Raw genomic sequence first — 22,144 nt, forward strand, 5'->3', positions numbered from 1 at the left:
GGTCATGACGGCCGAGCCCTACGCCTCGGCACGCAGGGTGTTCTGGGTCGTCGACAACGGCTCCTCCCACAACGGCCAGACCTCGATCCGCCGGATGAGCGCGGCCCATCCGACCGCGACGCTCGTCCACCTCCCGGTCCACGCCTCCTGGTTGAACCAGGTGGAGATCTACTTCTCGATCCTGCAGCGCAAGGCCATCGAACGCGGGGACTTCGCCGACCTCGACGCACTCGGCGACCGGGTCATGGGCTTCCAGGACCTCTACAACCAGACCGCGGCCCCGTTCGACTGGAAGTACACCCGCGCCGATCTCCTCAAGACCGCCAGCGGCCTCGCCCTCGCCGCATAACCGGCGAACTTGCAGCGACGACCACTAGGGGGACCGCGCCGAGTGCGAACCAGCCGATCAGCGGCCAGCGCAGCTCCCGGTGATTGAACCAGGCCCGGCTGCCGTTGCTGGACAACTGGGTCAGCGTCAGCACGGGCACCGCGAAGCGCAGCCCGAACAGTGCGGTAAACACCGGCAGGAGCAACACGCCGCCGCCGACGCGGCCAACAGCGTCAGCCCGGGCGTTGAGCTTCGGTTTCTTGCCGCGGAGCCGGCCCTTGGCCTTGTCGATCTTCATGCCTTCCCGGGTCCGCATCCGCAGACCCGCGGCGCCGGCGGTGAGCCGCTGCTGCCGCTGGGCATCTTCCGGGACCGCAACTTCGCGCTCTCGAACGTCGCCGTCGCCGCGGCTGGCGCGGCCGTCCCGGCGGTGCTGGTGCCGCTGTACTTCTATCTGGAATCGGTGCGCGCGATGTCCGGCGCGGACGCCGGGCTCGTGGTCGCGCCGATGGCGATCCTCGCGATGGTGTGCGTGCCGATCATTGGGATCTTCGGGGACCTGATCCATCCGCGGGTGATCCCCTCGGCGGGTTTCGCGCTGTTCGCGGTCACGCTGATGATTTTCGCGATGTTCATGACGCCGGACTCGCCGGTCGCCGTGTTTCTGGTGGGCGCCGGGCTGGTCGGGACAGCCAACGCCGCCATCTGGCCAACGCTCGCCGCGGCCGCGCCGCCCACAACCTGCCGCCGCACCAGGCAGGCGCCGGGGCCGGGGCGTACAACGCGGTCCGGCAGTTCGACGCGGTGAGCAACCTCGCGTATCTCACCGCGGCGTTCGCGCTATGGCGCCTCCTGCGGCGCCATAGCGGCGTGCCGGCCAGCGTCGCGTTCATGCCGCCGCTCGCGGTGCTGATCGGGGTCGGCAGCTTCGCGTTCCACACGCTGGCGACCAGGTGGGCCCAGGTTCTGGACATCGCGCCCATCGGCCTGTTCGTGTTCATCTATGTCGGAAGTTTCCTGCGTTGGTTCTACCGGCTGCCTTGGACGTGGTGCCTGGCCGGCGTGGCCGGGTTCGCCTGTGTGACCGCCGCGTTCATCGCCCTCCTCGGCAGCCAGATCCCCAACCGTTCCGCACCGTACGTGCCGGTGTTGCTGCTCATGATCGGGCTGACCGTGGCACTGTACGGGTCACACCATGAGGACCGGTCCAGGTACTGGCGGGACTTCGCGACGGCCGCCGGGGNGTTCGCGGCAGGCCTGCTCGCCCGCACGATCGACGAGGAGGCCTGCGGGNCCTTCCCNATCGGCACGCACTTCATCTGGCACCTGCTCACCGAGCTGCTGATCTTCGTGGTCGGCCGCGCCCTCGCGCGCCGCTGGCACTCACTCGCCGAGGCTGGTGATACTCGGCTCCCGGCCACGCCCGCGGGCAGGTCCCGGTCGACTGACTATCGCGCATGATTCCTCTGAGCCAGGACGGCACCGGCCTCACCGCGCAGTCGATCCGCCCGCCGGCGAAGCTCGTCCGCCCGGGTGTCGAGAGCACGTCGCGCGGCGAGCAGTTCCCTTTCCGGCACGGCGTCGTCCCCCAGCAGGCCCCGCTCCCCCGATCGGGACCCGTTCNAGCCCACCTGCCCGGCGACCGGCCGCATCCGATCGTCGAACCGGTGCCGTTCGTCCACGAGGCTCGCCAGCTCCGCGCCGATGCGGTCGAGGTCCCGGCGCAGCCGGCGACGCGCGCGTCGCAACGCCGGCCCCGGGACGCCGGCCCGCCGGCTGCGGCGCAGGTCGGCGCGCAGCCGTTCCAGGTCATGGTGCACCTGTTCCTCCAGCCGGGACAGCCGCCCCTGGGCCTGCCTCGCCACCAGCCGCGACATCTGCCCGGTGATCAGCGGAGACGTCGCCAGCGTACGGACACCCGTGACCATCACGGCCAGGCCGAGCACCTCACCGACCAACGCGAGGGGCGCCAGCCGCAGGTCGCCGCCCAGCAGGGCCACCCCGATCACCACCCCGGCCAGCGGCTCGCTGCTCACCGCGGCGGGCAGCGACGCCGGCAGCGGGGCCATCTCGTAGGCGCTCTGCAGCAGCAACGCACCGACGATCGCCGTGGCCACGACCGACCAGGGCTGCCAGGACACCAGGACCGCATCGATCCCGCGGGTGGTCAGCAGGTGACCGATGCTGCTGGTCAGGGCGGCCTGCGTCGCGGACAGCAGGCCCACGGCCGTGGCCAGCATCGGGGCCCGCCGGGCGGCGGCGAGCCGCCGCGTCCCCCACACCGCACCGCACACCAGCCCGCCGACCACCGCGCCGGCGAGGACCCAGCCGAACGTCGAGACGGCCCCCGGATCGCCCGGATGCGGATCTCCGGCGATCAGGAAGAGCACGAGGCCACTGGCCGTCGCCGCGGCCGCCGCCCAGTCGCGGCGCGGCACCGCCCGCTGCGCCAGCAGGGCGGCGAGCGGCAGGGCGAACAGTAGCTGGCAGATCTGCAGGGATTCGACGAGGGCCACCGCGCCCCGGCTCAGCGCCGCCGCGGCCAGCACACTGCCGATCACCGCGACGGCGACCCCGACATCCCACCACGGTCGCCGCACCAACCACAGCAGCAGCCGCAGCCGCAGGACGTCATCGGGCGGCGCCCGGAAGGCAACCCGCTGCTGGATCACCGCGGCCACCGCGAAACACACCGCGGAACCAAGGCCGAGCAGATAGGTCGCCACTCCCCCTCGATCCCGCGATGTACCTTCCCGGGGAAGGTCAGGGCCTCACACGCCCGGCCCGGTGCGGTCCGGCCGTTCAGATCCCGCTCATCATGCCTGCCAGATCCANGATCAGGGAAATGACCCCGGCCGGGCCCCCACCTTCGTCCGCCGCCGGGTACCACGCCCGGGCTCGGGAATCCGCGCGGGCGGGGAGGTCACCCACGGTCGACGGCATGGGCCTGCTTGTGGAGCTGGTAAATCCAGGGCGGGATCGTCGCCCAGAACACAATGATGTTACCGATGATCACCCCTTTGGCTCCGCCGAGGAGAAGGCCCGTGACCGGGCCGGCGAGCAGGAAGGGCGTGAAGAAAAGATTGATCCAGAAGGTGAGTCTGGTCCGGCCGAAGGCGTAGAGCACGGCGGCCGGTCCCACCGCCAGCGCCGGCCCGGCCTGCGCGATCATCGCGAGGAGAAGGAGTTCATGGGTCTGGCTCCAGGTATCGCCCAGCAGGGCCGTCCCGAAATCGTCGGGGAGGATCAGGAAGATGAGGGTCCACAGCACGCTGGAGGCGACCACCAGCGCGGACACGACGTAGGCGGCGCGGATGATCCGACGGGCCGGGGCACCCCTGCGGCGGGCGNACTCGGGGNTCGCGAAGCTCATCAACGCGACGGCCNGGNTCGTCGTGGGGGNGNGCAGGGNCTGCAGACCGCGCAGAGCACCGACGAGCGCCGGCGAGCCGACCGCAGCGATGATCAGAGTCGACGTCTGCTGCGCCCCCTGGACCGTCACGAACTCGGCGGTCATGAAGCCGGTCGTCTCGCGGTGACCAGTGAACCAGGCGAGCGCCCGCCGCGGGGCGGGCCAGACCCGATGCTGCCCGATGCCGACCAGCACGGCCAGCGCCGCGGCGGCACCCCAGACGAGGACCATCACCGGCGCGCCGCCGGCCGCATCCGGCCCGCCGATGGCCAGCAGGACGATGCCCACGCCCATCCCGGCAGCCCAGACGAGATCGTTGACGACGGCGCGGAGGGGACGTCCCTGGGCGAACGACGTGTAGCGCCAGGCATCCTGCACCAGCAGGGCCGGCATGACCACACCCATCGCGATCAGGTTCGTCCCGACCACGCCCTTGAGGACGCCACCGACCGCCATCAGGCCGGCGCCCACGACGGCACCGAGTACCAGGGCCAGGCCGGACGCGGCGCGAGCGGCGGTGCGGAACGCGGCTGGGGCGGCGGCAGCATAGCTGATCCCCAGGGGCGCCGTGGCAGCGGCGCGCGACAGGCCGACGACGATCGCGAAGATCGTGTAGGCAATCGCGAACGCACCGAACTCGGTCGGGTCGACCCGGCGGGCGATGATGAAGTTGATCGCCGCGTTGGTGCCACTGGACACGACCTGGTCGACGATCGTCCACAGCGCGTTGATCCGGCCGCGGGACCGGGACGGGTACGGATCGGCCGCCGGTAGATCCGCCGCTGGAGCCGCCGCGATATGCTCACGCGTGGCACCGATGGTCAGACCGTCGGTGACGGCGGGGCCGTCAGGATACGCCCACCGCGATCCGCTCACGCCGACAACTCTACCGTGACGTAAGAGTCATCTCGGCGCATGCCGCACCCGGACAGGCACAACACAGGGCACGGGGCCCGCACAGTAAAGGCACAGGATCCGCGTAGCGCACAGGATTCACACAGTAAGGGCACAGGATCCGCGAAGCCGCCGGACCGATCGTCTACCCATGACGTACTTCCCGGTCCCGAGACGGCCTTCGAGATGACCATCGTTTCCCCCCTCGTGAACGCACCCGACGCGGACGTGCCCGTGCGGCATCCCGCGGGCCACCCATCCGGTCCGCCCCCGCCTTCCCGGTCCCGCGGCCGGATCGGCCGCCTGGTACGCGGCCCGGCCGGCGACCCCGCGTGGATCCGGCCGTCGCTGCTGGCCCTGCTGGCGGCGACTGCGGTCCTCTACCTGTGGGACCTCAGCGCGTCCGGCTACGGCAACGGCTTCTACGCCGCCGCCACCCAGGCGGCCACGCACAGCTGGAAGGCGCTGCTGTTCGGCTCGCTGGACTCCGGCAACGCCATCACGGTCGATAAACCGCCGGCCTCGCTGTGGGTCTCCGGTCTGTTCGCCCGGGCCTTCGGGTTCTCGAGCTGGACCGTGCTGGCACCGCAGGCGCTGGAGGGCGTCGCCGCGGTGGNGCTGCTGTATGCCACGGTGCGCCGGACCTCCGGTGCCGCCGCCGGCCTGCTCGCCGGCGCCGCCTTCGCGCTGACCCCGGTCGCGGTGCTGATGTTCCGGNTCAACAACCCGGACGCGCTGCTGGTGCTGCTGCTCGTCGCCGCCGCCTACTGCACGGTCCGGGCCACCGAACGGGCGAGCCTGCGGTGGCTGCTGCTGGCCGGCACCTGCGTGGGCTTCGGCTTCCTCACCAAGATGGCGCAGGCGTTCCTGGTCGTCCCGGCCCTCAGCCTGGTGTACCTGACGGCCGCGCCGACCGGTCTGCGCCGACGGCTCGCGCACCTCGCCGGCGCCGTGGCCGCGATCGTCGTCTCGGCCGGCTGGTACCTCGCCCTGGTCGAGCTGTGGCCGGCCTCGTCACGCCCCTACATCGGCGGCTCCACCAACAACAGCCTGCTGGAGCTCGCGATCGGCTACAACGGCCTCGGCCGCATCTTCGGTGGCTCCGCCGGTGGTGGCGCCAGCGGTGGCGGGGGTGGGGGTATGACTACCGGTTTCGGTGGCGCCACCGGCATCACCCGGCTGTTCGGGGCGAGCATGGGGGCGGAGATCTCCTGGCTGCTGCCCGCCGCGCTGATCGTTCTCGTGGCCGGCCTGTGGTTCNCCCGGCGGACGCCGCGCACCGACCCGACCCGGGCTGCGCTCGTGCTCTGGGGCGGTTGGCTGCTGGTCAGCGGGTTGGTGTTCAGCTTCATGAGCGGCATCACCCACCCCTACTACACGGTCGCCCTCGCCCCCGCCGTCGCCGCGCTCGTCGCGTCCGGTGGAACCGTGTGCTGGCGTGGACGGGCGCGGATCTCGCACCGCGCCACCCTGGCCGCGATGATCGCGGTGACCGGGCTGTGGGGCTTCGTCCTGCTGGACCGGGTGGCCTCCTGGCTGCCCGTGCTGCGCTGGATCATCCTCCCGGCGAGCGTGCTGGTGGCCGTCGCGCTGGTGGCCGGTGCCGCCCGGCTCACCAGGATCACCGCCGTGCTCGCGGCAGCGACCGTGATCAGCGCCTCGGCAGGCACCTCGGCCTATGCGCTTGCCACCGCGGCGAACCCGCACAGCGGCTCCATCCCGATCTCCGGTCCCGCGGTGGCCGCCACGGCCGGCGGCGCCGGGGGTGGGCCGGGCGGGGCCGCGGCGGGCGGCGGCCTGCCCTCCGGCGCTCCGGGTGGAACCCCACCGAGCTCGTCCAGCGGCTCGTCCAGCGGTTCCTCCGCTTCCTCCAGCGACTCGCCGGTGGCAAGGGGCACGGGGAGCACGGCTCTGGTCGCGCTGCTCAGGACGAGCACCACGACCTGGGCTGCCGCCACCACCGGCGGTGCGACCACCGCCGCCGAGCTGGAGCTCAGCAGCGGTAAGGCGGTCATCGCGATCGGCGGATGGGACGGCAGCGACCCGGCACCGACGCTGGCGCAGTTCGAGCAGTGGGTCAGCGAAGGCAAGATCCACTACTTCGTTGCCGGCGGGACCGGGNTGGGNGGGGGGNGGNACTCCACCTCTGGCAACGAGATCGCCGCCTGGGTGGCGGCGCATTTCACCGCCACCACGGTCGGCGGGCAGACGGTCTACGACCTCACCACGTCCGGCATGAGCTGATCACACGATGTGCCGAGGACGGCACAAGTCGAGGACGGCACAAGTCGAGGACGGCACAAGTCGAGGAGGGCACAAGTCGAGGAGGGCACAAGGGGCAGGGCAGCATCAGGGGCAGGGCGGTTCCGCCGGGGCCGTCGCGGCTCGCCGCCCCGCACGGGTCGCCGCGGGCCGTCGGCACCTCACAGGCCGTCGGCGAGCTCGCGGATCTGCTCGATGAGACGCACCCGCTCCAGGTGCGTCGGCGCCACCGGATTGACGGCGAGCGTCGTGACCCCGGACTCCGCGAACACGGCGAGCCGTTCGGCCACCCAGCCGCGCGGCCCGATCAGGGAGAGCCTCTCCAGCAGGCCGGCCGGCACCGCGGCGGCGGCTTCCTCCTTACGACCCGCGAGGTAGAGGTCCTGGACAAGCTTCGCCTCCGCGGCGTAGCCGTAGCGGTGAGCCAGGTCGTTGTAGAAGTTGCGGCCCCGCGCGCCCATGCCCCCCATGTACAGCGCGAGCTGCGGCCGGTCGGTGTCGCGCAGCGCGGTGACGTCGTCGCCGACGGCCAGGGACGCCCCGGCCCAGACGTCCAGGGTGCCGAGCGCCGGGTCCCGCTTGGCCGTACCGGCCCGCACCGCCTCGCCCCACACCTCGTCCGCGCTGTCCGGCAGGTAGAAGGCGGGCATCCAACCCTCGGCGAGCTCGGCGGCGAGCTCGACGTTCTTCGGACCGAGCGCGGCCAGCACGATCGGGATCCGGTCCCGCACCGGTCGATTAATGATCTTCAAGGGCTTGCCGAGGCCGGTCCCCCGCCCCGCGGTGAGCGGGATGTCGTAGTGATGGCCGTGGTACTCGAGGACCTCCCGGCGCCAGACCTTCCGGCAGATCTCGATGGTCTCGCGGGTCCGGCCCAGCGGGGCATCGTAGGGGACGCCGTGGAAACCCTCGATGACCTGCGGCCCCGACGCGCCGATCCCGAGGGTGAACCGCCCGCGCGAGACGAAGTCGAGGCCCGCGGCGGTCATCGCGATGAGGCTCGGGGTGCGCGTGTAGAGCTGCATGATCCCCGAGGCGATCTCGACGCGTGAGGTCCGGGCGGCGAGGAACCCCAGCTGGCTGACCGCGTCGAAGCTGTAGGCCTCGGCGACCTGGACGACCTGGAGCCCGGCCTTCTCGTAGTCGGCGAGCCCCGAGACGGTCTCCTCGAAACCTCCGCTGTACCCCAGCGACATCGCGATACGCACGTACGCCACTCCTCCGGCCGGCTCCCGCCACGGCCCCTTCGACCCTGGCGTCTCACCCCCGAGTTTGACTCTGGCCGCGACTCAGGCACCACCGACCGGGGCTGGGAGCGTTGCTTTGTTCTTTTATGATCTTGTTTTTTATGATCTTGGGTGTGGATGCTCGTCAACACCGTTGATTATCTTGCTGTCCTCGGGCGTCCGTCCGCGGCACCGCCGGCACCGCCGGGATCACCGGATTCGGCGTGGATGCGGCCGCGGGTGGCTCGCAACGGGCGGCCACTCCCGCCCCACCGGTTCTGGATGATTTCCGCGGCGATGGAGACGGCCGTCTCCTCGGGCGTGCGCGCACCCAGATCCAGTCCGATGGGTGAGCGCAGCCGGGCCAGGTCGGACTCGCTCACCCCGTCCTCGCGCAGCCTGCGCAGCCGGTCGGCGTGGGTGCGCCGCGACCCCATCGCCCCGACGTATCCGGCCGGGGAGCGCAGCGCCGCGCGCAGCACCGGGAGGTCGAATCTGGGGTCGTGGGTGAGGACGCAGATCACCGTGCGCGCGTCGACCTCGGTGCGGGCGAGGAACGCCGCCGGTCGCTCGCATACCACCTCGTGGGCGTCGGGGAAACGGCGAGGAGTGGCGAAGACCGGCCGCGCGTCGCACACCGTCACCCGGTAACCGAGGAAACGCCCGATGCGGACCACCGCGGCGGCGTAGTCGATCGCCCCGAAGACCAGCATCCGCGGCGGCGGCGCGAACGAACAGACGAACACCGGTACCGCGTCGAGTCGCCCCTGCCCGTGGAGACCCCCCTGCCCGTGGAGACCGTAGTGACGCAGGCCGCTGAGCCCGGCCGCGAGCATGCCACGGGCGTCGTCGACCGCGGTCACCTCGCACCCGGTCACCTCGCACCCGGTCACCTCGCACCCGGTCACCTCGCACCCGGTCACCTCGCACCCGGACGAACCGAACGAACCGGCGGTCCGCTCCGGCCACACCGCGACCTGGCTGCCCAGCCGCTCGCCACCGACCACGGTCAGCAGCGCCACCGGCTCGTCGGCGGCGATCGCCGCAAGGACCGCGTCGAGCGGCAATGGCCCCGGGTCCGACTGACCCGGCGGGGGCGACAGATCTGACACGTCCGGCAGGTGCGGCAGGNGNNNNGTAACAACCAGATCGATGACGCCGCCGCAGGTAAGTCCGACGGCGGCCACGTCGTCATCGCGGATCCCATAGGTCTCGAAGGCCGGCGTCCCCGTGCGGACCACCTCGGCGGCCGCCTCGTACACGGCGCCCTCCACGCAGCCGCCGGACACACTGCCGACGACCTCGCCATCGGCAGCCACAGCCATCGCCGCGCCCGGCTGGCGCGGCGCGCTGCCCCGGACATCGACGACCGTGGCCACCGCGAACGCGGTGCCCGCCGCCCGCCACCGGCGCAGGGTGCCGGCGATCTCGCGCACCACCCCCACCTCCCCCGCCGACCGGGCGAACCCGCGGGCACGCGCGCCCCCGAGCCCTGGCGTCACCCGTCACGATAGAAGCCGGCAAGGGCCGCACAGGGACCTGACAGTCGCGATCATCACCGGTGCGGGCGGCACGTTCCGCTCCAGCATGTCGGACGCCGCAACGCCGTGTCCCGATCCACCCGGCCCTGCTGGCTGCATCCCGCAACCCAAGCCGCCCCGCCACGCGTGTCCGCCTAATTACGACATCCACCGTAATTCGAAGAGCCGAACTGTTCCGCGTCCAGACCTGTCGTACGATGAATCCGCAACGAATTCTCCTTCTACGAGAAGGACCAGGAAACCGAGACCATGACCACTATTGCTACCGAGGAACGTATCTCCTGGCAGCGCGCGACCATCGAGGAGCACATCCGCCAGGAGAACGCCAAGGATTGGGAGAAGGTCTACGACACCTTCCTGCGCGACGAGCGTGCCTTCTACGACGTCGTCCCGATGAACGCCCGCTACGAAGGCATCCGCGGTGTGCAGGACTTCTACGAAATGCTCGCCCTTGCCCTACCGGACTTCATCATCACTGTTACCGGAGAATACGACCTCCCCGGTTACTCCTGGCGAGAGGTGACCCTGGTAGGGACACATCAGGGCGAGTTCGCCGGCATTGCCCCTCGGGGTCGTCCGGTTCGTTTCGAAGGCGTTGTGCTCTACATCTTCAGCGGCCAGGAACCGGGCAAAATCATTGCCGAGCGCGCGTACTGGGACAACGACTCGATCTTCCGTCAGATGAAGGGGGAGACCGACGCTCCGCGCGGCGGCGTGGGCCTGACCGACCGCGAACCCATCCGAGCGGCCATCGCCTGACCCAAAATCCGCGGGCAGGGCACGCCCTCGTCGCGAGCGCCGCCACACCTCTCCCTGAACCCGGCCCCTCAAACGCGACCCCTCCCTAAAACCGGCAGCATCCCCGCCAGGATGCCGCCAACCAGGCAAAACGGCGGCGTTCAGGGCACCGGGGGCGGCTCAGGGGGCCGGATGCAGCTCCGTGCGCAGCTCGTGGCTGCCGTCCGACCGGGAGGCCTCGTAGTACAGCCGCCGGCCGCCGTCCGGGAGCTCGACCACGCTGACGTAGCGCAGGGCGCCGTCCCCGTCCGGACAGACCGCGACCGGCTCGGTGCCGACCGCGTGGAACCGGTCGACGGTCACCCCGACGGCGAGACCGGTGCGTTCCGCCCAGTTCTCCGCCGCGGTGGCCCGACCGTCGTACAGGGCGACCGGCTGGGAGCCGCCCGTGAGCACGGAACTGATCCGCACGCCGCGGGCGTCCCAGCAGCCGGGGCGGGGCGCCAGCGCCGTTCCAGTCCAGGTCCAGGTCACGCCGTCCGGGCTCGTGGCGTGGCGGCTGTCCATCCGGTCCGTCGCCAGCGGGTCGTCGAGCAGATGGCAGGAGGCCCACAGATGCCACTGCCCGTCGTAATGGACCACGACCGGGTCCTTGACGGCGAGGCTGGCCGGATCGCCGGGCAGGACGGTACGGCGGCGGGCCGGGTCGAACGCCGCGGGGTCGTCGGCCTCCAGCAGGTCCACCCACCAGTGCGGGCTGCCCGCAGCCGCGCAGCTCACATAGAGCCGCCATGATCCCTGCGGGGTCACCACCAGAGCGGGCCGCTCCAGGCTCTCGGCTCCGAACGGGTCCCGGGGCACGACGGCGATCTCGGTGAAGTTCTCCCCGTCGGTGGAGCGGGCGATGACGANGCCGAAGCCCCGGCCGATCCCAACGGGACGGCGCAGCCGATAGGCCAGGTAAAATACGCCGCCCACCGCGATGGCGCACGGCGCGCCGGCCCAGTACCCCGGGCCGTCACCGGGCGGCGCGACCACGGTCACGGCGGGCCTCAGCCCGGGGNGCGGNACGGCCGTCGCCGCCAAGTGCTGTTTGCTCACTACCACGCGGCAACCCTACCGGCCGGGTAAGGATGACGAACGTTCCGTTCACGCCGTCCTGCCCNGACCGCTACTATCTTGAGGTCCCCGGTCGGATTACTGGAGTATGCGAGGTACGTACCCCGGGGCCGCCCACCGACCCCAGTCGCTTACCGACCCCAGTCGTCCAGGAGCGCCCGTCATATGGCCCTTCCCGACTTCCTCGTGATCGGCGTGCCGAAAGCCGGAACGACGGCGCTGCACGCGGCACTCGTCCGACACCCGGCGCTGTTCCTCCCGTCGGTGAAGGAGCCGAAGTTCTTCCTGTCGCAGGGGCCGCCGCCGGCCCGGGGCGGCCCCGGTGACGCCCAGACGTACCAGGAGCACGTGTGGCGGCGGGCCGACTACGAAGCGCTGTTCGATGCCGCTCCGGCGGGGACGCTCAAGGGCGAGGTCACTCCGTTCTACCTCTACGACCTGGACGCCCAGAACCGGATCAGGCGGCTCCTGCCGAAGGCGCGGATCATCGTCATGCTGCGCAACCCGGTCGACCGCGCACATTCGAACTGGACCCATCTGTGGGCGGCGGGGCTGGAGTCGGAACGTGACTTCGTCCGGGCCTGTGCTCTGGAGCGTGAGCGCCGGGACGCCGGCTGGGCCCAGTTCTGGCACTACGTCTCCCTCGGCCTGTACGGGGAGCAGCTCAGCCATCTGTTCACCCTGTTCTCCCGCGACCAGGTCCTGCTGCTGCGCTACCGGGACCTGCGCGACTCCCCCGCCGCCACGCTGGACCGGGTCTGCGAGTTCCTCGGCGTCGAGACGGGTCTGGTGGACCTGGTGCCCGCCGAGAACGTCACGCCGTTCGTCGCGGACACCCCCGTGAACAGCGTGCTGCGCGCGGCGCTACGCACCGGCGGGCGGATCGGGCACCACTTCCCGGTTCCCGCGCGCAGGACCTTCCGCGGTCCGCTGCTCACCGCGTTGCAGCGGCAGAAGGGCGGACGCCCGAAGCTCACCGCCGAGCAGCACCGCGCCGTGCTGCCGTACTTCGTCGACGACATCGCCCGCCTCGAAGAGATCACCGGCCTGTCCTACGTCGACTGGCTCACCGTGGGCCTCGAACCCGAGATCATCGACTGACGAGATCATCGACTGACAGGGCCGGCGACCGGCGGGGCCGGCCGAGGTCAGCCGAGTGATCGTGGGTCGGCGGGCACGTCAACGGCGTGGGCGCGCAGCGCCTCCAGCGGGATGACCTCCAGGGCGCGTTCGTGCGTCGAGGCCAGCACGACAGGCGCGGCGGCCCCCGCCTCATAGGCCTGCAGCCACCGTACCGCGACCACGCACCAGCGGTNACCCGGGCGCAGGCCGGGGAAGGAGTACTCGGGTCGGGGCGTCGACAGGTCGTTGCCGACCTGCCGCTGGTGCCGTAGGAACTCGGTGGTGACCACCGCGCACACGGTATGGCTACCGAGATCCTCCGGACCGGTGCTGCAGCACCCGTCGCGGTAGAAGCCGGTCACCGGATCGGTGCCGCAGGGCTCCAGTTCCCCACCGAGAACGTTCCGTTCATCTGCCACATCGACAGTTTCTCCCNCTCGTCCGGTGGCGACACGGCAACCACCCGGATCGGGCCCGCGAGGTCGCTCACCGCAGCTGTGCGGGCAGCGCGTCGGCGTGCACGACGGTGAGGGCGCTCACGGCGCGGGTGAGGACGACATAGAGCCGGCGCAACCCCTGCAACAGCCACGCCTCNCCCGCCACGATCGCGGCGGGTTCCACCACGATGACATGGTCGAACTCCAGTCCCTTGGCGAGCGAGGCGGGCACGAGGCAGGCCCGCCCGGGNGGGGNGTCCCCGTCGAGCGGGACGATCGGCATCGGCAGCCGCGCGGCGTCCAGCGCCGCCGCGAGTGCCGCCACCTCCCGGTCGGCGACGATGATCGCCAGCGAGCCGGGGTGCGGCAGGGTCCGGCGGGNGTGGTCGACCACCGCGGCGGTGAGCCCCTGCGGGGNGGTTGGGGCCGTCGTCAGCGCGCCGCGCGTGGTCCGCGCCGAGGTCGCCGGACGCAGATCCGGGGCGATGTGGCGCAGGAGCCGGTTCGCGAAGTCGAGGATCTCCGCGGGCACCCGGTAACCGCGGGTCAGCACCTCCAGGTGCGCCGTGGGTTTGCCGAGATGGGCCAGCAACGTCGGCCACGAGGTCGCGGCCCAGCTGGTGGTGCCCTGGGCGATGTCCCCGAGGACGGTGGCGGAGCCGTCCGCGCAGCGGCGGCCGAGCGCGCGGCACTGCATCGCGGAGAGGTCCTGCGCCTCGTCGATGATCACGTGCCCGAAGCCCGGTCCGCTCTCGATGAGGTCCCGGGCCTCATCGACGCAGAACGCGTCGGCGAGCGACCAGCGCGCCGTCCGGACCCCGCCCCGCGGTGCGCCGGTCAGCAGCAGGCGCTGTTCGTCGTCGGTGAGCACCCCGTCGGCCGCCGACGCCAGGAACGCCGGGTCGGTGAGCAGGCGGTGCACCAGGCCCGGCGCGTCGGCCCGCGGCCAGACCGCCTCGACGGCCTCGCGGACGGCCCGGCCGCGGGCGAGGGTGCGCAGCGCCCCGTCGGTGAAGAAGTGTCCGCTCGCCTCGGCCCGGCGACGGACAGACTCGGCGATCCGGCCGGCCAGGCGTGCCCGGGCGGTACCGTAGCGCAACGCGCCCGCGCCCAGCTGCGCGATCAGGTCGGCGGCCAGGTCCACGAACTCGTCGGCGCCGACCGTCCACCGGCCGACCCGGGTGTCCACGGAGACCGGCCGGGTGGGCGGGCGGATCGCCCCGTGCAACGCCCGACGGATCACCGTCGCCATCCGGGCGTCGCCCTTGAGCGCGGCCACGTCGTCGGGGTCCGTGCCGCGCACGGCGACCGCGCCCACCACGTCGTCGAGGGTGCTGTGCCGCACCGTGAACTCCCCGAGGGAGGGCAGCACCGCGGCGATGTAGCCGAGGAAGGCGCGGTTGGGGCCGACGACGAGTACCCCGCAGCGCCGCAGCTGCTCACGGTGGGCGTAGAGCAGATAGGCGGCCCGGTGCAGCCCCACGGCGGTCTTTCCCGTCCCCGGGGCGCCCTGGACGCACACGCTCACGGCGAGATCCGCCCGGACGATCTCGTCCTGCTCGGGTTGGATCGTCGCAATGATGTCGCGCATCGGCCCGGTGCGGGGCCGTTCGATCTCCCGGTCCAGCAGGTCGCCGGCCGGCCCGGTCGCCTCCCCCGCCGGCTCTCCCGCCGCCGCCGGCTCTCCCGCCGCCGTCCCCGCCCCCGAGCGGCGGGGGATGAGCGGTTCGTCCTCGAACGCGGTGAGCTCCGCCCCGTCGTAGCCGAACCTGCGTCGGACCGTGAGCCCCATCGGGTCGCCCGGATGCGCCCGGTAGAACGGCCGGGCGACCTCGGTGCGCCAGTCGACGACCAGCGGATCGTCCCCGGCAGCCTCGCGCACGTGCCGCCGCCCGAGGTAGAAGCGCTGGCCGGGGACCCGGGGCGCGTCGGGCCCGTAGTCGACCCGGCCGAAGAACAGCGGCGTCGAATGCTCCTGCTCGGTGAAGCTGGCGAGCCGCCGTTGCTTCGCCAGCTTCAGGTAGGCGTTCGTCACCTTGTCCACGACCGCGTCGCCCGCGGCAATCTCCGTTCCCTCGACCTCGGCCCGCATCCCCGCCAGCGCCCGCCGGCTGCGCCGGAGGTGCTCGCGTTCCGCGGCCAGCTCCGCGTCCGGTCCGGCCACATCGACAGCCACATCGACGGCCAGGTCGACCGGATCCGCATCCGGTTCGGCGTTCATGCCGTCAATCATCACCGAGCACCCCTTTCTTAACTCGGTAAGGAATACTATCCGGACGAAGGCGGCACTCCCCGCCGCAACCCGCGATCATGAAGGAACAGTCAGGACATGGCAGGCACTCAGGCGTAGTCGGGGAGGGCACGCCGCAGGGCGCGGAACGCCTGATGCGCGGCGGCAAGCGCGTCCGGGAACACCTGCGCGGCGGACCGTCCCTCCCCCAGCCGGGCCCAGTTCTCCCGGGCCAGCACCCGCCGGACGGCGATGATCTGCGCGGCAGCCAGCCGGGCCGCGAGCTCGCCGGCCGCCGGCACCGCCGCGGCCAGCGCGGCGGCGAGGGCATCCTCATCCTGCCCGGTGTGCTGGGCCAGCCTGCCGAGCAGACTCGGGGTGGAGAAGACCATGCCGTGGTAGGCGAGCACCTCGCGGTCGTCGTTCAGACCGGTGACCGGCTCCCGGCGCTCGAGCCCGGCGGCGAGATGTTCCTCGATGGCGGCCAGCGGCGAACTGCCCGCCGGGCGCTGCGCCACCACCCGGGCGAACTCCCCACGATGGTCGAGGATCCGGTGCAGGACCAGGTCCTCCTTGCTCGTGAAGTAGGTGAACAGCGTCGGCTTCGACACCCCGGCCGCCGCTGCGACCTCCGCCACCGACACCGCACCGAAGCCGCGGTCGAGGAACAGCGCGATGGCCGCCGCGGACAGCGCGTCGTGGGTGCGCCGCTTCTTGCGCTCACGCCGGCCGGCGGGCTCGCACATTCGATCAATCTAGCAAGGGCTGATCCGCCCCGCCGGGACGGACGGCACCGGCCGCCGGGCCCGGGAACAACGGGAACAACGGGAACAACGGGACGCTACGCGACGTGGACGAAGGGGCGCCGCCGCGGGTCGCTCTCGGCCTCCCGCAGCACCTCGCGGGTGACGACGGCGGTCCGCAGGCGGGGCAGACTCGCCGGATGGAGGTTCTCAGTAGCCGCATCCTGCTCCGGCCCACGGATCCGCAGCGCAGTCATCACTTCTACCGCGAGACCCTCGGGCTGGCGGTCTACCGCGAGTTCGGGCCGCCGGAGGAACCCGGGCTGGTGTTCTTCCTCGGCCAGGGCCTGTTGGAGGTGTCCGGGCACTCGCAGCGGCCGGCACGGCCGGTGGGCACGGGCCGGGAACCAGTGGGCACGGGCCGGGAACCAGTGGGCACGGGCCGGGAACCAGTGAGGACGGCGCGGCTCTGGCTGCAGGTGCGTGACCTGGCAGCCGAACACGCCCGGTTGAACGCGGCGGGTGTCGTCATCACCCGGGAGCCGCGGCGTGAGCCGTGGGGACTCGACGAGATGTGGATCGAGGATCCGGACGGCGTCCCGATCGTGGTCGTGGAGATCCCGCCCGATCATCCCCTGCGCCGGGACCGGAGATCCCTCGCCGACGGCTGACGCGCGGGCCCGTCGGGACGGCGGGGCTCACCCGGACGACCCGGTGCACCCTCGCCGGCGGCGGACCGGGAGGCCAGGCTCGCCGACGGCGGACCGGGAGGCCAGGCGGTCGCAGGCAGGGTGACGGTGACGACCGCGCCGCCGTCCGGACAGTTGGCCGCCTCGACGGTGCCGCCGTGTGCACTGATGATCGCGGCGACGATCGCGAGACCCAGCCCGGCACCGCCGTGGTCCCGGGTGCGGGCGGTGTCCGCGCGACGGAACCGTTCGAACACGTGCGGCAGGAACTCGGGGGGGAACCCGGGGCCGCGGTCGCGGATCTGCACAATGACGACCTCGCCCGGCCCGTCCACACCCACCCACGGCCCGACGACCCGCCGCGGTGCGCGGCATCCCCGCAGCTCGACGACGCTGCCCGCGGGTGCGTGACGCGCGGCGTTGGCAAGCAGGTTGTCGACCGCCCGCCGGAGCATGTCCCCGTCGCCGAGGACCTCCAGCGGCCGCTGCGCGTCGGCGACGCCAAGCCGGAGTCGTAGCCCGCGCGCCTGGAGAAAGCCCGTCGCTGCCCGGGCGGAGCGGGTGAGTACCTCGTCGAGCGCGACCCGCCCCTGTCCGACGAGACCACCGTCCATCCGGGCGAGCGTGAGCAACGACTCGGCCAGCCGGATGAGCCGGTCGGTCTCGTCCGAGACGTTGACGATCGCCTCGATCAGCTCCTCGCGCGTGCGACCGGGACGGGCGGCGAGCTCCAGCTCGGCCTTGAGCACGGTCAGGGGCGTCCGCAGCTCGTGGCCGGCGTCGGCGACGAAGGCACGGTCCCGGGCACGGGCCGCGTTCAGCCGGCGGAGCAGGTCGTTCATCGTTCTGGCCAGAGCGGCGATCTCGTCATGGGTCGCGGGCACCGCCAGCTCGCCGTTCCTGCCGGCGGTGACCGGGTCGCCGCCACCGGCGGCGACCGGACCGGCGGCGACCACCTCCGCGGCCGCCATGGCGGCCGCCTGCCGGCGCATCCGCTCCACCGGCCGCAGCGCCGCCCCCGAGAGCAGCCAGGCGGCGAGGCCGGCCAGCGCGATCGTCGGAGCCGTCGCCACCACCATCACGTTGCGGACCCGGTCCTCGGCCCTGTCGGTGAGGTGCGTCGGCGTGCCGACGACCGCGATCATGGTGGCCCGGCCCGTGTGCACCGCCACGGCCAGGACGCGGACATCTCCGGTCGGCCTGATCCCGGTGCCGGCCCGCACTTCCCGGGTGACCAGGGTCGGCTGCGCCCGGGCCCGGGCGAGCTGGTCCGCGGTCAGCAGCGGCCGCGACCCGGCGTCCGGCGACGAGACGATCGGCGTCCCGTCCGCCCGGAGCACCTGGGCGATCGATCCGCCGCCCACGAGCAGATCGGCCGCATCGGCTCGACCAACGCCCCCGGCGCCCCCGGGCCGGGCGGCATCAAACCGATCGGCGAGCCTGACCGTCAGCAGATCCGACCGGGTCCGCAGGTCGGCGTCAACGGAGTCCCGCAGGTTCACCCGGAGCAGCAGGTAGAACAGGACGCCAGCGACGGCGAGCACGATCGCGGTCCCCAGCGCGAACAGCAGGGTCAGCCTCACCCGGATCGGCACGTCGGGCTACGATCCCCCGTCGACGACCGGGCCGGGCGCGGCAGACGCACCGGGCGCGGCAGACACATCAGGTGTGCGGGACCTCCCGGGCGGCGTCTCGGCCGGGGTCCGTAGCCGGTATCCGACCCCGCGGNCGGTCTCGATGAGCGACGGACCGTCCGGAATGTCGATCTTCCGGCGGACGTAGCGCACGTACTGGTCGACGATGTTGGAGGTGCCGTCGAAGGCGAAGTCCCAGACGTGATCGACGATATAGGTACGGGTCAGAACCTCGTCGGGATGGCGCATGAGCAGGTGGAGGAGCGCGAACTCCTTCGCGGACAGGTCGAGTGGCGATCCAGCCCGCAGGACGCGGTGCTCGGCCGGGTCGAGGCGAAGATCCCCGATCCGCAGGACGGTGGGGCGTTCCACGGCCCCGCGCCGCACGAGCGCCCGCAGCCGGGCGGTCAGTTCCCCGAAGCNGAACGGCTTGGGCAGGTAGTCGTCGGCACCCGCGTCGAGACCGCGGATACGGTCGTCANCGTCCCCCCGGGCGGTGAGCATGAGCACCGGGGCCCAGCGGCCCGCCTCGCGCAGGCGGCGGCACACCTCGAATCCGTCGAGACCGGGAAGCATGAGGTCCAGGACGATCGCGTCGTAGCCGATCTCGGTCGCCTGCCAGACCGCGTCGGCGCCGTCACCGACGACGTCGACCGCGTAGCCCTCCTCGACCAGGCCACGGCGGAGCAGGGCGGCGGTGCGCGCCTCGTCCTCGACGACCAGTACCCGCATGGAACGGATCGTAGAGCTGCTGCGAGCGCAGAACCGCTCCGGTCTGCGGCCGGTGTCACGGCCGGTGGCGCCGCGGGACTCGGTCATCACACCATGTTCACATGATCGAAGGCGCACGGTGCCGGGCATGTCCTCGTTCAGCTACGCCGAGGCGGGCGTGATCGGTGCCCTGCAGGGCGCCACGGAGTTGTTCCCGGTGTCCAGCCTTGGTCACAGCGTGCTCGTGCCGGCTCTCATCGGCGGCCGATGGGCAGCGGACCTCGACGTCTCCGCGCCCGAGTCGCCCTACCTCGCCTTCATCGTCGCCGTGCACGTGGCCACCGCCGCGGCGCTTATCGTCGCCTTCCGTGACGACTGGCGGCGCATCATCACGGGCCTGGCCGTCTCGGTCCGGGACCGGCGGGTCACCACCNCCNACGGCCGGCNCGCCTGGCTGATCATCCTTGGGACCGTTCCGGTGGGCATCGTCGGGCTGCTCCTCGAGCATCCGCTGCGCACCCACCTGGGCCGGCCGCTGCCGGCCGCCGTGTTCCTCACCGTGAACGGCATGATCATGCTGCTGGGGGAGCGTCTGCGCCGCCGGTCGACGACCCGCGGCGCTCCCGGGCCGGCCGGATACCGGGACGAGCACACCATGCCGATACCACGCTCGGCGCCGGTCACGGGCCGCAGGGTCGGGACGCGCCCGGCCTCCGGTCCCCTGGTAGCTCACGGATCCGCACCCGGGTCCGGGCCCGGCAACCACTCGAAGGCCGTGACGACCGAGACGGCACTACCCGAAGCCGAGGATGTGACACTACCCGAAGCCGAGACAGCACTACCCGAAGCCGAGACAGCGGCCCGGCACGCCGACCGGCGGCTCGCCGCGCTGCCGCGCCTGGACGCCCTGCTCGTCGGGGTGGCGCAGACCGCCGCCCTGGCTCCGGGAATCAGCCGGTCGGGCGTCACGATGATCGCTGGCCTGTCCCGGGGACTCTCCCACCTCGACGCCGCCCGGTTCGCGTTCCTGCTCGCCACCCCGGTGATCCTCGCCGCCGGCCTGCTGAAACTCCCCGACCTCCTCGGCCCGCTCGGAGACGGTGTTCGCGGTCAGACCCTGTTCGGGGCGATCGTCGCCGGCGTCGTGGCCTACGTGTCCATCCGGTTCCTGGCCCGATGGTTCGAAACCCGCACGGCGACCCCCTTCGCCGTCTACTGCCTGGTGGCCGGTGCCCTGTGCGTCGTACGTTTCGGGATCTTCTGACGTTTCGGGATCTTCTGAACGGCACGGGACAGCAACGGGACAGCGCTGGAGGGCCCAGGACTCGGGTTCGTGCCACCAGCCGCAAAGTAGCTCTCTGTAGTGGCATGGTCCGTTTCGGAGTGGTTCGTAGTCGACGGTGACCCGGTCGACGGCGTCTTGGACGTCGTCGTCGGTGGGCAGGGTGTAGATCCGGACGGTGTCGACGCGGGCGTGGCCGAGGAGTTCGGCGACCAGGACGAGGTCGGCGCCGTCAAGGCACGAACCCGAGTCCCGGGCCCGGTAGCCGTCGTCGCCATGTTCGGATGGGCGCGGTGGGCATGGCGCGGGCCACCAGAGCGACGGCGAGAAGGTCGGCCTCGCGGCCCGGTGGGGCGACCAGGTGCAGGCCAACCGGTTCCCCGACACCGGTTAGGCCTGCTGGGATGCTGATCGCAGGATGGCCGGTGATGTTGAACGCCCAGGTGAGTGCCACGCTCATCGTCTCCCCGGGCCCNTGGTGGCCGTGCGGGGGGTTGGGTGTGGTCGGGGTGGCGAGCAGGTCGTGCCCGGCGAACAGGCCACCGAGAGAGCGCAGCAGGGCGGCCCGGGTACCGGCGGTGTCCTGGCCGCTGTGACGCAGGGACACCCAGCAGTCCGCCGGGTCGGGCAAGCACGGCACGGCATCGGTCACCGCGAGCGCGCCGGCTCGGGCGAGGGCGTCCAGGTGGGTGCGGGCCACCTCGGCGACCGCCGGGGCCGTATCGGCGAAACCGAGCGTGGCCGACCACGCCGTGCGCAGCGGCCGGTCGGGGCGGCGCAGCGCCGGCAGGGTCGCGGTGCCCGCGACGGCGTCGAGGTAGGCGGCCGCGTCGGCGGGCTCGCGGGCCAGCACGCCGGCAGCGTTGAGACCCGCGCGGTCGCGGGCGGGCACCCGGCCGCCCGTGAGTTTCAGGCCCACGACGCCGCACCACGCCGCCGGGATGCGCACCGAACCGGCGCCGTCGCTGCCGGTGGCCAAGGGAACCAGGCCGGCGGCGACGGCGGCGGCCGATCCGGCGGACGACCCGCCGGGGCTCCAAGCCGGGTCGTGCGGATTGAGAGTCGGGCCGCGGTCGGTGTGCCCCCAGGTCTGCCAGGTAGTGCCCGGGCCCGGGGTGGCGGTGGCACCGACCGGTACGCAGCCGCCCGCGAGCAGCCGGCGGGTCTGGGTCGAGGTCAGCCCCTCGGTAACCTTCACCCCCAGAGGCACCCCGGCCAGCGGCGGCCGTTCGCCCGCGCGGACCCGGCGGTCCACGTCGGCCGCGTGGGCGTACGCCTGCTCGGGCCACAGGGCGGCGAAGGCCCGCACCGCCGAATCGCCGTCCGCGATACGCGCAAGCGCGTCGCGGGTCATCTGCTCGGCGGATAGCTCCCCGGCGTGGACCAGGGCGGCGATGCGCAGCGCGGACAGTCCGCCGCTCACCGGGGCCGCCGGGGCGGGGTGGGGATCGGTGGAGGAGGTGGCGGTTCCCGCCGGGGNGGGGNACGAGATGGGGACGGGTTGCGGGTCGGGAAGGCGGCGCGCGTCGTGGTCTGGGCGCGGGTCCGGGGCGACGCCGGGGGCAGCGCCCAGGGGCGCAGGTTCGGGTCGGCCTCCTGGCGGACGATGCGTTCCATCAGCACGGCCATCTCGACCGGGCCGACCCCACCGGGCACCGGGGTGATCCGCTACGGGATCCCGACGGCGCTGGGGTGGATGTCGCCGGCCACCGACCCGTCGGCGCGCGGCATGAACCCGGAGTCCACAACGAGGCACTGGTGGGCGCCGATGTGCTC

19 protein-coding genes and 1 pseudogene are annotated in these 22,144 nt (G+C 72.4%); 8 read left to right on the plus strand and 12 right to left on the minus strand.

The genetic code is table 11. The features are described 5' to 3' along the window. On the plus strand, positions 1–349 hold a 349-nt coding region (locus tag CED_RS12740; RefSeq protein WP_035910822.1), incomplete at its 5' end, for a transposase. 208 nt (positions 350–557) lie between these two features. Here the strand turns inward: CED_RS12740 and CED_RS26195 are convergent. After that, a pseudogene (locus tag CED_RS26195) lies at positions 558–650 on the minus strand (recombinase family protein); the annotation flags it as partial. 33 nt (positions 651–683) lie between these two features. Between CED_RS26195 and CED_RS24715 the strand changes: the two are divergent. After that, entirely contained in the window at positions 684–1,136 is a 453-nt protein-coding gene (locus tag CED_RS24715; protein WP_369807833.1) for a hypothetical protein, read from the plus strand. Further along, positions 1,133–1,789, plus strand: coding sequence for a ceramidase domain-containing protein (locus CED_RS12750; RefSeq protein WP_051868788.1), 657 nt, complete (start codon positions 1,133–1,135; stop codon positions 1,787–1,789). Before CED_RS24715 ends, CED_RS12750 begins: the two co-directional genes overlap by 4 nt. Here CED_RS12750 and CED_RS21545 read toward each other — a convergent pair. Further along, positions 1,777–3,054, minus strand: a complete 1,278-nt coding sequence (locus CED_RS21545; protein WP_051868789.1) for a DMT family transporter — start codon at positions 3,052–3,054, stop codon at positions 1,777–1,779. The genes CED_RS12750 and CED_RS21545 overlap by 13 nt on opposite strands. A gap of 197 nt (positions 3,055–3,251) precedes the next feature. After that, positions 3,252–4,616, minus strand: coding sequence for a membrane protein (locus CED_RS12760; protein ID WP_035910824.1), 1,365 nt, complete (start codon positions 4,614–4,616; stop codon positions 3,252–3,254). 204 nt (positions 4,617–4,820) lie between these two features. Here CED_RS12760 and CED_RS12765 point away from each other — a divergent pair, with 204 nt between their 5' ends. Beyond that, a complete protein-coding gene (locus CED_RS12765; RefSeq protein WP_035910825.1) occupies positions 4,821–6,878 on the plus strand; it encodes a glycosyltransferase family 39 protein in 2,058 nt (685 codons plus the stop codon). Positions 6,879–7,057: 179 nt separating this feature from the next. On the opposite strand, the gene CED_RS12770 is transcribed toward CED_RS12765, so the two are convergent. Further along, entirely contained in the window at positions 7,058–8,104 is a 1,047-nt protein-coding gene (locus CED_RS12770) for an LLM class F420-dependent oxidoreductase (protein WP_023840291.1), read from the minus strand. 176 nt (positions 8,105–8,280) lie between these two features. After that, positions 8,281–9,558: an XdhC family protein gene (locus CED_RS12775; protein WP_035910897.1), complete on the minus strand. Its 1,278-nt coding sequence runs from the start codon at positions 9,556–9,558 to the stop codon at positions 8,281–8,283. Positions 9,559–9,912: 354 nt separating this feature from the next. Between CED_RS12775 and CED_RS12780 the strand changes: the two genes are divergently transcribed. After that, positions 9,913–10,422: an ester cyclase gene (locus CED_RS12780; RefSeq protein ID WP_023840289.1), complete on the plus strand. Its 510-nt coding sequence runs from the start codon at positions 9,913–9,915 to the stop codon at positions 10,420–10,422. A 159-nt stretch (positions 10,423–10,581) separates the two neighbouring features. Here CED_RS12780 and CED_RS12785 read toward each other — a convergent pair whose 3' ends face one another. Beyond that, complete coding sequence (locus CED_RS12785) at positions 10,582–11,508, minus strand: hypothetical protein (RefSeq protein ID WP_035910828.1); 927 nt, start codon at positions 11,506–11,508, stop codon at positions 10,582–10,584. Between the two features lie 177 nt (positions 11,509–11,685). On the opposite strand from CED_RS12785, the gene CED_RS12790 reads away from it, so the two are divergent. Then, the gene (locus CED_RS12790) at positions 11,686–12,621 is read left to right on the plus strand and encodes a sulfotransferase (RefSeq protein ID WP_011436807.1); all 936 of its coding nucleotides are present in this window, start codon (positions 11,686–11,688) and stop codon (positions 12,619–12,621) included. Between the two features lie 47 nt (positions 12,622–12,668). Here the strand turns inward: CED_RS12790 and CED_RS12795 are convergent, their stop codons facing one another. The 3 genes from CED_RS12795 to CED_RS12805 all read right to left on the minus strand — a co-directional run bounded on the left by CED_RS12795 (position 12,669) and on the right by CED_RS12805 (position 16,055). Continuing rightward, positions 12,669–13,061 (minus strand): DUF2237 family protein, encoded by a 393-nt coding sequence (locus tag CED_RS12795; RefSeq protein ID WP_035910830.1) that lies wholly within the window; start codon positions 13,059–13,061, stop codon positions 12,669–12,671. A 67-nt stretch (positions 13,062–13,128) separates the two neighbouring features. Then, on the minus strand, positions 13,129–15,300 hold the full coding sequence (locus tag CED_RS12800; protein WP_035910834.1) for an ATP-binding protein: 2,172 nt from the start codon (positions 15,298–15,300) through the stop codon (positions 13,129–13,131). A 119-nt stretch (positions 15,301–15,419) separates the two neighbouring features. After that, the gene (locus tag CED_RS12805) at positions 15,420–16,055 is read right to left on the minus strand and encodes a TetR family transcriptional regulator (RefSeq protein ID WP_011436810.1); all 636 of its coding nucleotides are present in this window, start codon (positions 16,053–16,055) and stop codon (positions 15,420–15,422) included. 197 nt (positions 16,056–16,252) lie between these two features. On the opposite strand from CED_RS12805, the gene CED_RS12810 reads away from it, so the two are divergent. Beyond that, a complete protein-coding gene (locus CED_RS12810) occupies positions 16,253–16,723 on the plus strand; it encodes a VOC family protein (RefSeq protein ID WP_035910900.1) in 471 nt (156 codons plus the stop codon). Here CED_RS12810 and CED_RS12815 read toward each other — a convergent pair. Together CED_RS12815 and CED_RS12820 are read right to left on the minus strand one after the other, a co-directional pair. After that, a complete protein-coding gene (locus CED_RS12815; protein ID WP_035910836.1) occupies positions 16,681–18,336 on the minus strand; it encodes a cell wall metabolism sensor histidine kinase WalK in 1,656 nt (551 codons plus the stop codon). The two genes, CED_RS12810 and CED_RS12815, sit on opposite strands and share 43 nt — an antisense overlap. A 6-nt stretch (positions 18,337–18,342) precedes the next feature. Continuing rightward, positions 18,343–19,107, minus strand: a complete 765-nt coding sequence (locus CED_RS12820) for a response regulator transcription factor (RefSeq protein WP_200875406.1) — start codon at positions 19,105–19,107, stop codon at positions 18,343–18,345. 127 nt (positions 19,108–19,234) lie between these two features. On the opposite strand from CED_RS12820, the gene CED_RS12825 reads away from it, so the two are divergent. Next, positions 19,235–20,350 carry an undecaprenyl-diphosphate phosphatase gene (locus CED_RS12825; RefSeq protein WP_035910838.1) on the plus strand — a complete coding sequence of 372 codons (1,116 nt, stop codon included), beginning with the start codon at positions 19,235–19,237 and terminating at the stop codon, positions 20,348–20,350. A 250-nt stretch (positions 20,351–20,600) separates the two neighbouring features. Here CED_RS12825 and CED_RS12830 read toward each other — a convergent pair whose 3' ends face one another. Beyond that, positions 20,601–21,791, minus strand: a complete 1,191-nt coding sequence (locus CED_RS12830; protein ID WP_063613430.1) for an amidase — start codon at positions 21,789–21,791, stop codon at positions 20,601–20,603. Between the last annotated feature and the right edge of the window lie 353 nt (positions 21,792–22,144).

The organism is Frankia sp. CeD (assembly GCF_000732115.1).
GTDB classification, from domain to species: domain Bacteria; phylum Actinomycetota; class Actinomycetes; order Frankiales; family Frankiaceae; genus Frankia; species Frankia casuarinae.